This is a genomic window from Gillisella vitis, assembly GCF_021559775.1.
GTDB classification, from domain to species: Bacteria; Pseudomonadota; Alphaproteobacteria; order Rhizobiales; family Rhizobiaceae; genus Allorhizobium; species Allorhizobium ampelinum.
In genome coordinates this window covers 2,611,558-2,624,823 of record NZ_CP056047.1, presented here as the reverse complement: position 1 = coordinate 2,624,823, position 13,266 = coordinate 2,611,558, and the positions used below count along the sequence as shown (strand labels likewise).

The window sequence follows — 13,266 nt, the reverse complement described above, 5'->3', positions numbered from 1 at the left end:
CCCGTTCAGGCTTTGGCGTCAAGCGCTTCCAGCTCGTCGATCAGCCCTTCGATCATCGACAGTCCCTTGGCCCAGAAGGACGGATCAGTGGCATCCAGACCGAATGGCGCGAGAAGCTCGGAATGATGCTTGCTGCCGCCAGCCTTCAAAAGATCGAAATATTTCTGCTGGAAGCCCTGTTCAGCGTTCTGGTAGACGGCATAGAGCGAATTGACCAGGCAATCGCCAAAGGCATAGGCATAGACATAGAAGGGCGAATGGATGAAATGGGGAATATAGGCCCACCAGGTCTCATAACCTTCGGACACTTTGATGGCCGGTCCAAGGCTCTCTTCCTGCACCGATAGCCACAGTTCGCCAATCTTTTCCGCCGTCAACTCGCCCTCCTTGCGGGCGGTGTGCAGCTTGCGCTCGAATTCGTAGAAGGCAATCTGGCGCACGACCGTGTTGATCATGTCCTCAACCTTCTGGGCCAGCATGGCCTTGCGCTCACGCGCATCGCTGGCCTTTTCCAGCAGCGCCCGGAAGGTCAGCATTTCGCCGAATACCGAGGCGGTTTCGGCCAGCGTCAGCGGTGTCTGGCACATCAGCGCGCCCTGTTCGCCGGCGAGAACCTGATGCACGCCATGGCCCAATTCGTGAGCCAGCGTCATCACATCGCGCGGCTTGCCGAGGTAATTGACCAAGACATAGGGATGGGCAGACGGCACGGTCGGATGGGCAAAGGCGCCGGGCGCCTTGCCGGGCCGGGCGGGGGCATCGATCCAGCCGCCATCGAAGAAGCGACCGGCAATCTCTGCCATATCAGGCGCAAAGCTGCCATAGGCTGACAGCACGGTCTGGCGGGCTTCGTCCCAGGGAATGATCCGGTCGATGCTGTCGGGCAGGGGGGCGTTGCGGTCCCAGAAATTCATCTGCTCCAGGCCAAGCCACTTGGCTTTCATCTTGTAATAGCGGTGCGACAGGCGCGGATAGGCATCGCGCACCGCAGCCGCCAGCGCATCGACCACGGGACGCTCCACCCGGTTGGACAGGTGGCGGCTATCGGCAATATCGGCAAAGCCGCGCCAGCGATCGGAAATTTCCTTGTCCTTGGCCAGGGTATTGGTGACCAGCACGAAAATCCGGATATTGTCCTTGAAGGTCTTCGACAGCGCCATGGCCGCCTTTTCGCGCAAGGCCGGATCGGCCTCCTGCAACATGGTCAGAACCGGTTCCAGCGTCAGCTGTTCGCCGTCAATCTCAAACCGCAGGCTTGCCAGGGTCTCGTCGAACAACCGGTTGAAGGCCGCCGAACCGGTCTGGGATTTTTCCAGAAACAATTGCTCGAGCTTGTCATCCAGCTGGTAGGGCTTGTCTTGCCTGAGATCAATCAGCCAGGGCTTGTAATGGGCGGTGGCCGGATCGCGGGCAATGGCAGCATCGATCACCGCATCGTCCAGCCGATTCAGCTCCAGCGTGAAAAACAGCAGATGGGCGGCAAGCTCCGTCAGCCTGGCTTGTACATCGCCGAAGAATTTGCCGTTTTCCGGCTTGGTCATCTCACTATAATAATAGAGACCGGCATAGGAGCCGATCTTGCCGAGCAGGTCTTCGAGTTCTTCGAATTCCTTCAGCGCGGCTCCCAGGCCCTGATCCGCGTCCTTGGTGGCGGCATCTTCCAGCCGCCCCTTCCATTTGGTCTCAAAGGCCAGGCTCATTTCGCTGGCCTTGGCGAGGTCGGCCTTGAAGAGATCCGAGGAGGGGGCCGGATAAAGATCGGTGAGCTGCCATTCGGGCAGCGTGCCGAGGCCTTGGCCGTGCGCTGGTACGCTGGCGGATTCGGCTGCCGTAAGTCGGGTCTGGTTAACGGGGCTGAAAGGCATGATGGCACCCTTGTGGTCTTTCGGGCCGCGCCGTCACCAAAATGGAACAGGCGCCGGTCCGATGTGTTTGGCATGAGATATCCCCAGTCATAGCATGGCAAAGGCACCCGACAACAGCATATGGCAGATGTCTGTGCATTTCAGCGCTTGCCATTCTACCCGTCGATCTGGCATTTTATGAAAAAGACGTCTGTGCCGATATTTGACAAAATCGCGGCACGGAGGAATTGGACTGTGTCGAAGGCCGGGATTCCCAGGCTTTTTGCAGTCTTTTTTTTAAGGCATTGTATCGAAGCGGACAGTTTGGCGGGCTATAGATAAAATCCTAGCAAATGTTGGAACCTGTTTTTCAAAACTCCATGGCATTTTGCGGGACAAGGACGACGGTTACAGCCTTTGCTTGCGGAGGGAACCTGGAATGCGCAGCTTTTCCAGGGGTTGTGGCCGGGTCCGCAAGAGGCCGGGTTTGTAGAAGACCGAACTTGAAAGAGGATCTTGTTTTTGATCCTGCCGCTTATGGACATGGTCCAATGTTTCAACCGGCGCCAGACGCCATAAGGACTCGGGGAGCTAAAATTGACCGCTCATATTCTCGTTGTCGATGACGATCCGGTTCAACGCCGGTTGTTGAAGGCCGCTGTGGAAAGCCAGGGGCATGTTGCCCATCTGGCCGAGGACGGAGAGGCAGGCCTTGCCTATTTCCGTCAGCACAAGGCGGAGATTTCCGTCATCCTGCTCGATTTGATGATGCCGGGCGTATCCGGCCTCGATTTTCTGGTCGCCATCGGCGGTCAGGAGGCGGACGTGCCTGTCATCGTGCAGACCGGTCAGGGCGGCATCGATACCGTTGTGCAGGCCATGCGGGCTGGCGCCTTCGATTTCGTCGTCAAGCCGGTCTCGCCGGAGCGAATCGCATCGGCCATCGGCAATGCACTGCGCGTCGACCAGCGCGACGCCAAGTCGCGTCCTGCACGCCGGTCACGCACCGGGGCGGTGCATTTCTCCGATATCATTTCGGCAAGTCCGGCCATGACCCGGGTCATCGACCTGTCGCGCCGTGCGGCCCAATCGAATATCCCTGTCGTGCTGGAAGGCGAATCGGGCGTTGGCAAGGAAATGGTCGCCCGGGCTATCCAGTCGGGCAGCGACCGTGCGTCGCGGCCTTTTGTCACGGTCAATTGCGCTGCCATTCCCGCCAATATGGTGGAAAGCATTCTGTTCGGCCATGAAAAGGGATCTTTTCCCGGTGCCACGGAACGCCATATCGGCAAGTTCGCCGAGGCTGACGGCGGCACGCTGTTCCTCGACGAGATCGGCGAATTGCCGCTCGACACCCAGGTGAAGCTGCTGCGGGCCGTGCAAGAAGGCGAAATCGAGGTTATCGGCGCCCGCCAGACCCAGAAGGTCAATGTGCGGCTGATCTCGGCGACCAACAAGGATCTGATCGAAGAGGTCAAGGCTGGCCGGTTCCGCGAGGACCTTTATTACCGCCTCAACGTCTTCCCCATCACCATTCCGGCTCTGCGCCGCCGCAAGGAGGACATTCCCTTCCTGGCGCGCGCCTTTACCGAACGGTTCTCGGCAGAGCAGCGTCTGACCCGGACCCTGTCTCTGGGGGCTGGCGCACTTGCATTGCTGACGGCCTTCGATTGGCCCGGCAATATTCGCCAGCTGGAAAATGCCATCTACCGGGCGGTGATTCTTGCCGAAGGTACGGATCTGACGGAAAGCGATTTCCCGCAGATCCTGGCACAGATCCCAGGCGGTTTGGCGCAGGACAAGTTCTGGTCGGGTCTGCCTGGCACGGCCGAAAGCCAGCCGGAACAGGTGGCGCCGCGCGGTGCAGACCGGCCGGAACTGGCCTTTATCGACCGGCTACCTGCCCCCCGCGCCGAGGACCCGCGTCCGGTGGCGTTGGACAATGTCATCGTCAGCATCGACGAGAGCGGCAATGTCCGGCAATTGGCTGAGATCGAGGAAGAACTGATTCGTTTCGCGCTGAAATTCTACCGGGGTCAGATGAGCCAGGTGGCACGCAAGCTTGGAATCGGTCGCTCAACACTCTATCGCAAACTGAAGGATTACGGGATCGACCCGGATAATCCGCAGAAGCACGCCGCCTGAAAAAGGTGATATCCGGGTTTTTTCAGCGCCCGGCTGAAGATTTGAACACGCCGCGCACCTGACAGGGTGGGCGGCGTTGTCATTTTGGGCTATAAGGGCGCCGGTTTTGCTTAAAGTCTGGCCGGCTGAGTATTTCAGCCGTTACGCACAAAAGCTAGACGGATCGATAGTTGTTAACCCCCGGGTAAGGATGATTGATTACTGGTTGTCAATGGGTTGTTATGAATTGGTTCACCATATAAGAATCAATTTGAACGATGTGGCAAAATTGCCATGTGGATACCGTATTTCACAGTCATGTGATAAGCGAGCGATGTGACTTTTCTGACGGGGACGGATTTTGCGGATATCTGGTGCATTTGTATCGCCCTCAGGGCCAGGGCGGCTTGACCGCACGGCCATGATTTGGGCGAACATATCCAAGCTGGTTCTGACAGCTCTGGTCCTGATGACGATCGCCTTTTCCGCACTCTATGCCACGACCGGTTCGGCCGCCGCTGAAACGCGTTCACTGAAAATCCTTTTCGTCCATACCGGCGAGAAGCAGGAAATCACCTTCAAGCGCAATGGCCGCTACGATCCCAAAGGCTTGCAGCAGCTCAACAATATTGTGCGCGACTGGCGACGCAACGAAGCGACCAAAATGGACCCGCGCCTGTTCGACCTCGTCTGGTCGGTCTATCAAAAGGCGGGTGCCAGCGGTTATATCTATGTCGTTTCCGGTTATCGTTCGCCAGCCACCAATGCCATGCTGCGTTCGCGTTCTTCCGGCGTCGCCAAGGAAAGCCAGCATATGAATGGCACCGCGATGGATTTCTTCATCCCTGGCGTGCCGCTGAAAAGCCTGCGCGATATCGGCATGAAATTCCAGGCGGGCGGCGTGGGCTATTACCCCAATTCCGGTTCGCCTTTCGTGCATATGGATGTGGCGGGCGTCCGCTCCTGGCCGCGCGTTCCGCGCAGCGAACTGGTGCGCATGTTCCCCGATGGCAAGACCCTGCATATTCCTGCCGATGGCAAGCCGCTTCCAGGCTATCAGGTGGCGATGGAGGAATATAAGAAACGATTGGGGTCTGAACAAATATTGATGGCGGATAATAAATCCTCGCCACGCGGCAGGCCGCGAAACCTGATGGCCATGCTGTTTGGCAGCGGTGATGAGGACGAGGGTGACGAAGATGCAGCCCCAGCCGCACCGGTGCGGGCATCGGCTCCTGCCGCTACGCCAAGGCCTGCCGAGCTGACCAATCCAACGCCAACCAGTCCGATGCCTGTGGCCGTGGCCTCTGCGGCGCCTGATATCGCGGCTCCCGTTCCGCAATCGCGTCCTTCCCTGCGCCAAGGTGACGATAGTCTGGCTGTGGCGCTTTACTCTCCTGGCGGGCGCAATGCTGCCGAGGATGCCCTGCAGAAAGTTGCCGGCAATCCGTCGGGTGACGCTGGCGCGCCGTCAAGCGGCTATGAAGATCTGGCCGCCTACAAGGTTCCGGTGCCGACCCTGCTTGGGCCACGTGGCATGAAGGGTGATGCAGAGCCGGTGATGACCGCGTCGCTTGGATCGCCTGATGATAGCAACCCCATTGCCCAGCATATTCCGGTGCCAGCTGGCCGTCCAGCGCTTGCCGATGCTATGGCGGCAACCCTGCCGCAACAGCGTCCACAGGTGAGCGACGAGCCGTCCACGGTCGAAGAAGCCATGCTGTCTCCGGCTGCTGCCGAGGCACTGCAACAGAGCCAGGATGGCGCGCCGCTGAAGACTGTGGTGATCCCGCGTGACCGGCCAGCGCCTTCCGTTACTCCAGCTGTTGCCGAAGTTCGGCCTGCGGCTCCCACTGAGAGACCTCAGCCGGTCGTCAATCCGGCAGTGCAGCCGAAAGCCGTCGCCGTTCTCACCCAGGGACCACTTCCGGCTCAGGGCGTGACCCAGCCGCCAGCTCAAGCTAAGGCACAGCAGCAACAGGTGGCTTCGCTTGCGCAGCCCTCCCGTACCAAGCCGAGTGCGGGCCAGTTTGGCGATGTCTTTGACCAGCCCAAATCGGCAAGCCGTGTGAGTGAAGCTTCGCTTCCCGTCAAGGGCGGACGCCCTGGACCGAGTGAAGCGGATGCTGCCAGCCGTGGTCTGACCGGCGGGACCGAGTTGACCCGCACGATGATTTCGCAATGGGCGATGAACAAGAACCGCATCGAGCCGCCAGCCAAGGCTGGCCGTGGCGGGCGTGTCGTAACCCAGGCCATCACCGCACCGGTTGAGGCATCGCAGACCGGCTTTACCCCCGGCGCCCAGGCCATCGATCCGGGTCGCTTTGGCGCGGTAAGGTAAATATATCGAGCCTTTCTCTTCGGACAGGGCTACATAAAAAACCCGCGTAACCGCGGGTTTTTTCGTATCTGTACGTAAAGGCTTTGCTGGTTTCCCGCATGTCCCGTCGCAGTTTTTCCAAGAGGAAGATGCTGTTCAGGCCCCCGTAGAGGGTAAAGAGGGGCTCTATAGCATTGGACCTAAACGTGGGCATCGGTTTTTAGGCTGGCATGGATGTGGCAAAGGTCTGCAAAACGAGCGTCAGGGTCAAGACCGTTATCAGCAGCGACACGATAATCGCCAGGGATGTTTCTTCACTGAAATAGCCGTATTTACTGCCAAAAACATAGGCTCCAGCGCCAATGGGCTGTGCTGCCATCACAACAGCCGTTGCATACCAGATATTGATATCCGCCTTGAAGGCAAAAGCGATTATAAAGAGCGTGACCAGCGGCTGTATCAGGATCTTTATTAGGACGACCGGTACAATCCAACCGGCCATGGCGGAGAGCCGGGCTGCCGAAAACGGAATTCGGGCAAGGCCGAGACCAAGGGCAAAAAGCGCTGTCGGTCCGGCCGCCGCTGCCAGAAACCCGGCGAAGGAGGTGAGGATGGCCGGCAACGGAATCCGCAGCAGGCAAAAAAGCGCTCCGGCCAAAACCGCCATCGTCAGCGGATTTTTCAAGGTCGTCACCAAGGCGCGTCCCACGCTTGCCAAGGGGCTGGACTGTTTTTGGCCGGTGAGATCATGGGTGATGATCACGGTCATAATCGCTGGAATGTTATGCAATATTGTTGCAATGGCGGCAGGAACAGCAGCCTTGGGGCCGAAGGCGGCAATCAGGATGGGAATGCCCATATATCCCGTTGTCCCATAACAGGCGGCCATGCCGACAATCGAGGATTGCGGTGCCGGTGTCCCTTTTGCTCTGGCTAGAAACAGACCGGCAAGGTAGGCCGCAGCAATTCCAGCCAAAGTTGCTGCCATGAATGGCCACTGCGCGAGATCCGCCGGGTTGGCCCGCGCCACAGCCAGAAACAGCAAGGCCGGCAGCGCGATATACAGAACATATTCATTGATCAGCTTTTCGGCTTCGGCGGCAAACTGATGCTTCCGTCCGAAACCATAACCAACCAGAATGACTAGAAAAACGGGAACAACGACCTTTAACATGAATTTTGCTCGATCTGAAAAGGACAATGGGAAAACTAGAAGCGGGCATAGTTATCTGGCTATCTACCTGTTCTTCGCTTTTGACGTGAAGCCAGAATATTGTATTATTTCAAAGCTTTGCATGAATTTTTGCCGCTCATAATTTCTATTATTTGTTGCGGATAATTCAAAATGAATTATCCTGGTAGAAAATGCGTGGGAGGCATTATGAAGCAAAGTCTGCGGTTATTGACGCTTGATCAGATCAGGGCATTTGTCGCGGTTTGCGAGCACGGCAGTTTCACCAATGCGGCGAAAGACCAGTCACGGACGCAGACCGCCGTTACCCGTCAGATTCGCGCTGCGGAAAATATTTTGGGCGAAAAGTTGTTTCATCGATGCCGCGGGCATTTCGAAGGACCGACGGAAGCGGGCGAAAAGCTGCTGCCTTTTGCGATTAAAATTCTGGCAACTCTTGAGGATGCCTGGATGTGTCTGGAGCGTCCGGGTCTGAAAGGAACGATCAGGGTCGGTGTCAGGGATGACATTGACATGAATTGGCTGCTTGAATTGATTGGCCGCTTCAAGGCGCTGCATCCTGAATGCGACGTGGCGGTGATTTCCGATTTTTCCACAAGGCTTGAAAAGCGGCTCGAGCAACGCGAACTCGATGTTGCCATTGTCAAGACATTGGTCATGAGGCTGGGGCAGGCGGACGTGCACAACGTTCACAAGACGTTACGTTGCGAGCCGTTGCTGTGGGCGGCGGGAGCGGGCTTTCGCTTGCGCCCGCGTGAGCCTTTGCCTCTCGTGCTGTTTCATGAGGGGCGCGTCTATCGTCACCATGTCATTCAACGGCTGGAATCAGCAGGCGTCCCTTTCAGAATTGCCTATGAAGGGCAAAGCTACGGACATTTGCGGGCTGCTGTCGCTGCGGGCCTTGGCGTGACAGCCCTTGCTGAAAGCCAGGTAGCCATGGGGGGCCTGCAAAGTCTGATCGAGGTTGCTGGTCAGCGTCTCGATCCGCTTTCAGATGTCGAAATTGCCATGAAGGCAGTTCATACCCGCAAAAACCAGGCGCTATCGGGCTTCATGCGAGAAGTGATGCGATCATCCAAGCAGGATCGGCAGGCCTTTTGCGCGTCTGACAATCGAGACATGGCCAAATTACAAGAGTTGGAATTGGCTTAAGGGTATAGAGCATCGTGCAGAAAATCGGAATCAGCACGATGCTATCAGTGTTTGTTTGCGGATCGGATTTATCCGAAAACCGCTTCTTAACGTTCGGTCCGATGCTTTAGCCTTCCGGCGGGTTTTCGATCATGCCCAGAGCGTGAAGATAGGTATCGAGGATCAGGTCTTCCTCCATCCGCTCCTGCTCATCCTTCTTGCGCAGCGCGATGACCTTTTTCAGGATCTTGGTGTCGAAACCCATGCCTTTGGCTTCGCCATAGACGTCCTTGATATCGTCGGCGATGGTCTTCTTTTCTTCTTCAAGGCGTTCGATGCGCTCGACAAAGGCGCGAAGTTGGTCACGGGCGACGCCATGAGCATCAGACATGGGGATCTCCTTGCTGGGGATGGTCATTTGAGTGGGGGTGACGTGCCGTGAACTCTGCGCCACGTCAAGTTCTTTTGCATGGCGCAAAACCCGGGCCTTGGCAGATGGGTCAGCGGGATATCGGGTAAGCTCTTGTCAGAAATGGATAATAGCTTGAAACCCGAAAGAGGCCCTGGGTGGGATTAGGCAAAATTATCCATATCGGATGCCATGTCCATAGCCACGTTTAAGGCTCGTCCTGCGGGCGAGAGGCTTCGAAATCGGCCTTCTGGGCCTCGCTCGCCTGTTTCTGATGTCGCAATTTCCATTGCTCATAGGGCATTGCATAGACATGATGACGCGCCTCGTCACGGGTCATCTCGACACCCTTGGCGTCGGCGGCGTCCTGATACCAATTGGCCAGGCAATTGCGGCAGAACCCGGCCAGATTCATCAGGTCGATATTCTGTACATCGCTGCGTTCCCGCAAATGCGCCAGAAGACGTCGAAAGGCCGCTGCTTCCAGTTCGGTTTGCTGTTCCTTGGTCAGTTCGCTCATCTTTTGTCCGATCATTTTTCCAAGGCGGTGTAAGGGCCGGTGCGGGACGGAAATTGCTGCCATTGGTGCAGGGCAGGGTCGCGGTTCAATGCGGCAAAAATCGGTTCCAGCCGGTCTGCCCAGGCCGCGATGCCCGTCTCGTCGCCGATCAGGTCCTGGCGCACTTCCAGCAGCGCATGAGGCATGCCCGACACCATGCAATGGCGGTAGAGTGTATCGCCCTTCAAGGCGCCGTCATAGGGCTCATTGTCGCCGACGAGAATGTCGCCCGGCAGGCTGAGCGCGTCGATCAGTGGCCGCACAGCGCGCTCATCGCTATCCCAGAGCACGGCGGCATGCCAGGGGCGGGGCGTGCCCTTCCAGGTGGGAGTATAGGAGTGCAGCGACAGCACTAGCGGTGCCTTGCCGCTCGCCGAGGCAACATCGGCCAGCAACCGTTCAACAGCGCGGTGATAAGGCCGATGGAAATTTTCCACCCGATGCTGCCATTCTTCCGTGGTGATCGGGTGATTGCCGGGAATGATCGCCCCATCGGAAATTTTCATGATCAGCGTCGGGTCGTCCTCGCCACGGTTTGGGTCGATCAGCAGCCGGGAAAAACAGGACATCGCCGCCGGCACCCCGAGCCGGGCCGCCAATTGCCGGGTCAGGCCTTCCACGCCAATGTCATAGGCGATATGGCGCAGATAAGCGCTATCTGGCAGGCCAAGCGTGCCATAGCCGGCAGGCAGCCGGTTCATGGCGTGATCGGCTAGCAGAACGAGGCCTTGGCTATTGTCGCCGGCTATCGTCTCATAGGGTTTGAAGTCATTCATGGCTGACACATTTATGTGATGGGATTGTCTATGATGGGAGATGCGTGTGAAGCATCCTTCACCGATTATTCTGAGGATTGTTTGGGTCGAATTTGGACCGGTTGCGACGCAGAAACAGGATTATCACCAGTTTTTCAAGGCTTGAGCCGTGTGAGCCTTGTCAAATGCACAAAAGAGGCCGTCGCCCTTCAAATTTGCTGCATAATTCCTTAAATCGGGTTGGATTTAAGGAATTATGCAGCAGGCGGATTTAAAAGGATGCTTCGATGTCGCTTAACGCCTTATGATCATTCGTGTGATATCTGCTATTGCGGTTCAAGCCTGTGAGGCAAGAAGGATGTGGTTCGCTTCAAGGCGTGCTAGCGTCACCATACAGTCAAACTCATCCCTCATCATCCACGTGGGGATTACAATCGATTAGAGTTGCGTTGACTTTCTTGGTCCATAGTCGCAAGAAGGCAACACAGAAAAATGGAGTTCCGTCGGAAGCCGTGCCTCATTCCAACACACTCTCTTCCGTTACAGGTTCCGGGCGTCTTGCACGTCTCGGCCTGTTTTTGACCATTGTATTTTCACCGATTGCGTATGCCGCACCCGCTCAGGCGGATTTTCGCGTCTGCAATGGTTCGGCCAATCTCGTCGGCGTGGCCATTGGCTATCGGGCGGCGGAAGGCTGGATCAGCGAGGGCTGGTGGCAAGTACCCGCTTCGACCTGCGCAACGCTGATCGAAGGCGAGCTGAAATCGCGCTACTATTATCTCTACGCAGAAGATGCCGCCCGCGGTGGCCGCTGGACTGGCAATGTCAACATGTGCGTGGCGGAAAACGAGTTCAAGATCGTTGGCGTCGGGGATTGTTTCAAGCGCGGTTACCAGCAAATGGGTTTCAAGGAATATGACACGGGCCGCCAGGGGAGCTGGATGGTTCAGTTGTCCGACACGCCCGGCACGCAGGAAGGCCAGAAGCAATGAAGCGTAACCGCAAAGTCAAAATTCTCGCAACGCTTGGACCGGCTTCGCAAGATGAAGCCATGATCCGTAAGCTGCATGAGGCTGGCGCCGATCTTTTCCGTATCAACATGAGCCATGCCAGCCACGATGTGATGCGCACGCTGATCCAGCGCATCCGCAATGTCGAAGCTGCTTGTGGGCGCCCGATCGGCATTCTGGCCGATTTGCAAGGCCCCAAGCTGCGGGTCGGCAAGTTTGCCAACACCTCTGTGGAGCTGAAGCCCGGCCAGACCTTCACCCTCGACAGCTACGAGGCCCCTGGCGATGAAACCCGGGTCTATCTGCCACATCCTGAAATCCTGGAGGCCGTCAAGGTTGGCCATCGCCTGTTGATCGATGATGGCAAGCTGCATCTTCGTGCTGAAAAATGCGACGGCAAGACCATTGTCTGTAGCGTTGTGTCCGGTACCAAGATTTCCGACCGCAAGGGCGTCAGCCTGCCCGATACGATCCTCGCAACCGGCGTGCTGACCGACAAGGACCGCGCCGATCTGGATGCTGTTCTGGCCACCAATGATGTCGATTGGGTCGCGCTGTCCTTCATCCAGCGTCCCGAGGATCTGGCCGAGGTGCGCAAGATTGCCCGCGGACGGGTCGGGCTGATGTCGAAAATCGAAAAGCCGCAAGCGCTGGAACGGATCGACGAGATCATCGAACTGTCCGACGCCCTGATGGTGGCGCGTGGCGATCTTGGCGTGGAAATGCCGCTTGAGGCCGTTCCCGGCATCCAGAAGCAGTTGATTCGTGCCTGCCGCCGTGAAGGCAAGCCGGTGGTCGTGGCCACCCAGATGCTGGAATCGATGATTTCAGCGCCGGTTCCGACCCGCGCCGAAGTCTCCGACGTGGCGACAGCCGTGTTCGAAGGCGCTGATGCCATCATGCTGTCGGCTGAATCTGCTTCCGGCCAGTATCCGGTCGAAGCGGTCTCGACCATGGCGTCGATTGCCCGCACCATCGAGCGCGAGCCGCACTATCCCGGTATTATCTATGCCCAGCGCCCGCAGCCGGAAGCAACCGGCGCCGACGCGATTTCGCTGGCAGCCCGCCAGATTGCCGAGACCCTGAAGTTGACGGCCATCGTCTGTTACACGTCGTCAGGCAATACCGGGCTTCGCGCTTCGCGTGAGCGTCCTGAAGTGCCGATCCTGGCGCTATCGCCGGTGGTTCAGACGGCCCGCCGTCTGTCGCTGGTCTGGGGCCTGCATTGCGTCGTTTCCGAAGAACCGACCGATCTGGATGACATGGTCAACAGGGCCTGCCGCATTGTGGTTTCGGAAGAGTTTGGCAAGCCGGGCGACCGGGTGATCATTTCCGCTGGTGTGCCATTGGGAACGCCAGGTGCCACCAATATGCTGCGCATCGCCTATATCGGTCCGGATGGCCTGTCCGGCGTCTGACATTGCTAAGCCACGCAAGGCGAAGATGCGGATGCATCCTCGCCTTGAAGGCCCTATGCCGTAGAGGTATTTGAAAAGAGAATGTGAAGGGTCACCTTCAGTGACCATTCTGAACGTCCATGTATCCGAAAATTCTAGCGCCGCTTGTCAGGGATGACGGGCGGCGTTTTTCGTGACATGGCGCTGCCAGAGGGCCGGTTTAGCGGACTGAGACCTACGATTCAGTCTGGGTAAAATCCGATGGGAACAGCCGCAGATGGCGTGTCCTGAGTTTTCTAAAATTCAAGGCGGATGCCGTCATGGTTTGAGCCTACGGCACCATTCCATTGTGAAAATTCATTTGATTCGCGGAATTATACAGGATTTCCTAATATTAGATATTTGGAAATATCGCCCCGTAATATCGATAGCGCAAAATAATAAAGTCGCCTTGGGAGAGGCGACTTTATTACTTATAAATTATTTAATAACTCACAAATATAAATAGACTATAAATTCGTCTTT

At 57.2% G+C, this 13,266-nt stretch carries 10 protein-coding genes; 5 read left to right on the top strand and 5 right to left on the bottom strand.

Features of this window, described 5'->3' with window-relative positions:
* Window positions 1–5 precede the first annotated feature (5 nt).
* On the bottom strand, window positions 6–1,865 hold the full coding sequence (locus tag AVCG78_RS12385) for a M3 family oligoendopeptidase (RefSeq protein WP_156601721.1): 1,860 nt from the start codon (window positions 1,863–1,865) through the stop codon (window positions 6–8).
* A gap of 576 nt (window positions 1,866–2,441) precedes the next feature.
* Here AVCG78_RS12385 and AVCG78_RS12380 point away from each other — a divergent pair.
* Both AVCG78_RS12380 and AVCG78_RS12375 read left to right on the top strand, forming a co-directional pair.
* On the top strand, window positions 2,442–3,989 hold the full coding sequence (locus AVCG78_RS12380; protein ID WP_041697057.1) for a sigma-54-dependent transcriptional regulator: 1,548 nt from the start codon (window positions 2,442–2,444) through the stop codon (window positions 3,987–3,989).
* A 400-nt stretch (window positions 3,990–4,389) separates the two neighbouring features.
* The gene (locus AVCG78_RS12375; protein ID WP_156583084.1) at window positions 4,390–6,309 is read left to right on the top strand and encodes a DUF882 domain-containing protein; all 1,920 of its coding nucleotides are present in this window, start codon (window positions 4,390–4,392) and stop codon (window positions 6,307–6,309) included.
* A 199-nt stretch (window positions 6,310–6,508) separates the two neighbouring features.
* On the opposite strand, the gene AVCG78_RS12370 is transcribed toward AVCG78_RS12375, so the two are convergent.
* Window positions 6,509–7,462 carry an AEC family transporter gene (locus AVCG78_RS12370; RefSeq protein WP_071203344.1) on the bottom strand — a complete coding sequence of 318 codons (954 nt, stop codon included), beginning with the start codon at window positions 7,460–7,462 and terminating at the stop codon, window positions 6,509–6,511.
* A 207-nt stretch (window positions 7,463–7,669) separates the two neighbouring features.
* Here AVCG78_RS12370 and AVCG78_RS12365 point away from each other — a divergent pair, with 207 nt between their 5' ends.
* Window positions 7,670–8,632: a LysR substrate-binding domain-containing protein gene (locus AVCG78_RS12365; RefSeq protein WP_071203343.1), complete on the top strand. Its 963-nt coding sequence runs from the start codon at window positions 7,670–7,672 to the stop codon at window positions 8,630–8,632.
* A gap of 106 nt (window positions 8,633–8,738) precedes the next feature.
* On the opposite strand, the gene AVCG78_RS12360 is transcribed toward AVCG78_RS12365, so the two are convergent.
* From AVCG78_RS12360 to AVCG78_RS12350, 3 genes are all read right to left on the bottom strand, one after another.
* Window positions 8,739–9,002, bottom strand: coding sequence for a DUF2312 domain-containing protein (locus AVCG78_RS12360; protein ID WP_015917069.1), 264 nt, complete (start codon window positions 9,000–9,002; stop codon window positions 8,739–8,741).
* A 226-nt stretch (window positions 9,003–9,228) separates the two neighbouring features.
* A complete protein-coding gene (locus AVCG78_RS12355; RefSeq protein ID WP_041698200.1) occupies window positions 9,229–9,540 on the bottom strand; it encodes a DUF1244 domain-containing protein in 312 nt (103 codons plus the stop codon).
* 11 nt (window positions 9,541–9,551) lie between these two features.
* The gene (locus AVCG78_RS12350) at window positions 9,552–10,355 is read right to left on the bottom strand and encodes an N-formylglutamate amidohydrolase (RefSeq protein WP_071584716.1); all 804 of its coding nucleotides are present in this window, start codon (window positions 10,353–10,355) and stop codon (window positions 9,552–9,554) included.
* Between the two features lie 491 nt (window positions 10,356–10,846).
* Between AVCG78_RS12350 and AVCG78_RS12345 the strand changes: the two genes are divergently transcribed.
* Window positions 10,847–11,326, top strand: a complete 480-nt coding sequence (locus tag AVCG78_RS12345; protein ID WP_041697052.1) for a DUF1036 domain-containing protein — start codon at window positions 10,847–10,849, stop codon at window positions 11,324–11,326.
* Window positions 11,323–12,762 (top strand): pyruvate kinase, encoded by a 1,440-nt coding sequence (gene pyk, locus AVCG78_RS12340; RefSeq protein WP_071203341.1) that lies wholly within the window; start codon window positions 11,323–11,325, stop codon window positions 12,760–12,762. The genes AVCG78_RS12345 and pyk overlap by 4 nt, the downstream gene beginning before the upstream one ends.
* Window positions 12,763–13,266: the final 504 nt, after the last annotated feature.

Excerpts from the sequence above, each read along its gene's own strand:
- AVCG78_RS12385 (WP_156601721.1), bottom strand. The coding sequence starts at position 1,865 with ATGCCTTTCAGCCCCGTTAACCAGACCCGACTTACGGCAGCCGAATCC.
- AVCG78_RS12350 (WP_071584716.1), bottom strand. The coding sequence starts at position 10,355 with ATGAATGACTTCAAACCCTATGAGACGATAGCCGGCGACAATAGCCAA.
- AVCG78_RS12360 (WP_015917069.1), bottom strand. The coding sequence starts at position 9,002 with ATGTCTGATGCTCATGGCGTCGCCCGTGACCAACTTCGCGCCTTTGTC.
- pyk (WP_071203341.1), top strand. The coding sequence starts at position 11,323 with ATGAAGCGTAACCGCAAAGTCAAAATTCTCGCAACGCTTGGACCGGCT.
- AVCG78_RS12355 (WP_041698200.1), bottom strand. The coding sequence starts at position 9,540 with ATGAGCGAACTGACCAAGGAACAGCAAACCGAACTGGAAGCAGCGGCC.
- AVCG78_RS12375 (WP_156583084.1), top strand. The coding sequence starts at position 4,390 with ATGATTTGGGCGAACATATCCAAGCTGGTTCTGACAGCTCTGGTCCTG.
- AVCG78_RS12365 (WP_071203343.1), top strand. The coding sequence starts at position 7,670 with ATGAAGCAAAGTCTGCGGTTATTGACGCTTGATCAGATCAGGGCATTT.
- AVCG78_RS12370 (WP_071203344.1), bottom strand. The coding sequence starts at position 7,462 with ATGTTAAAGGTCGTTGTTCCCGTTTTTCTAGTCATTCTGGTTGGTTAT.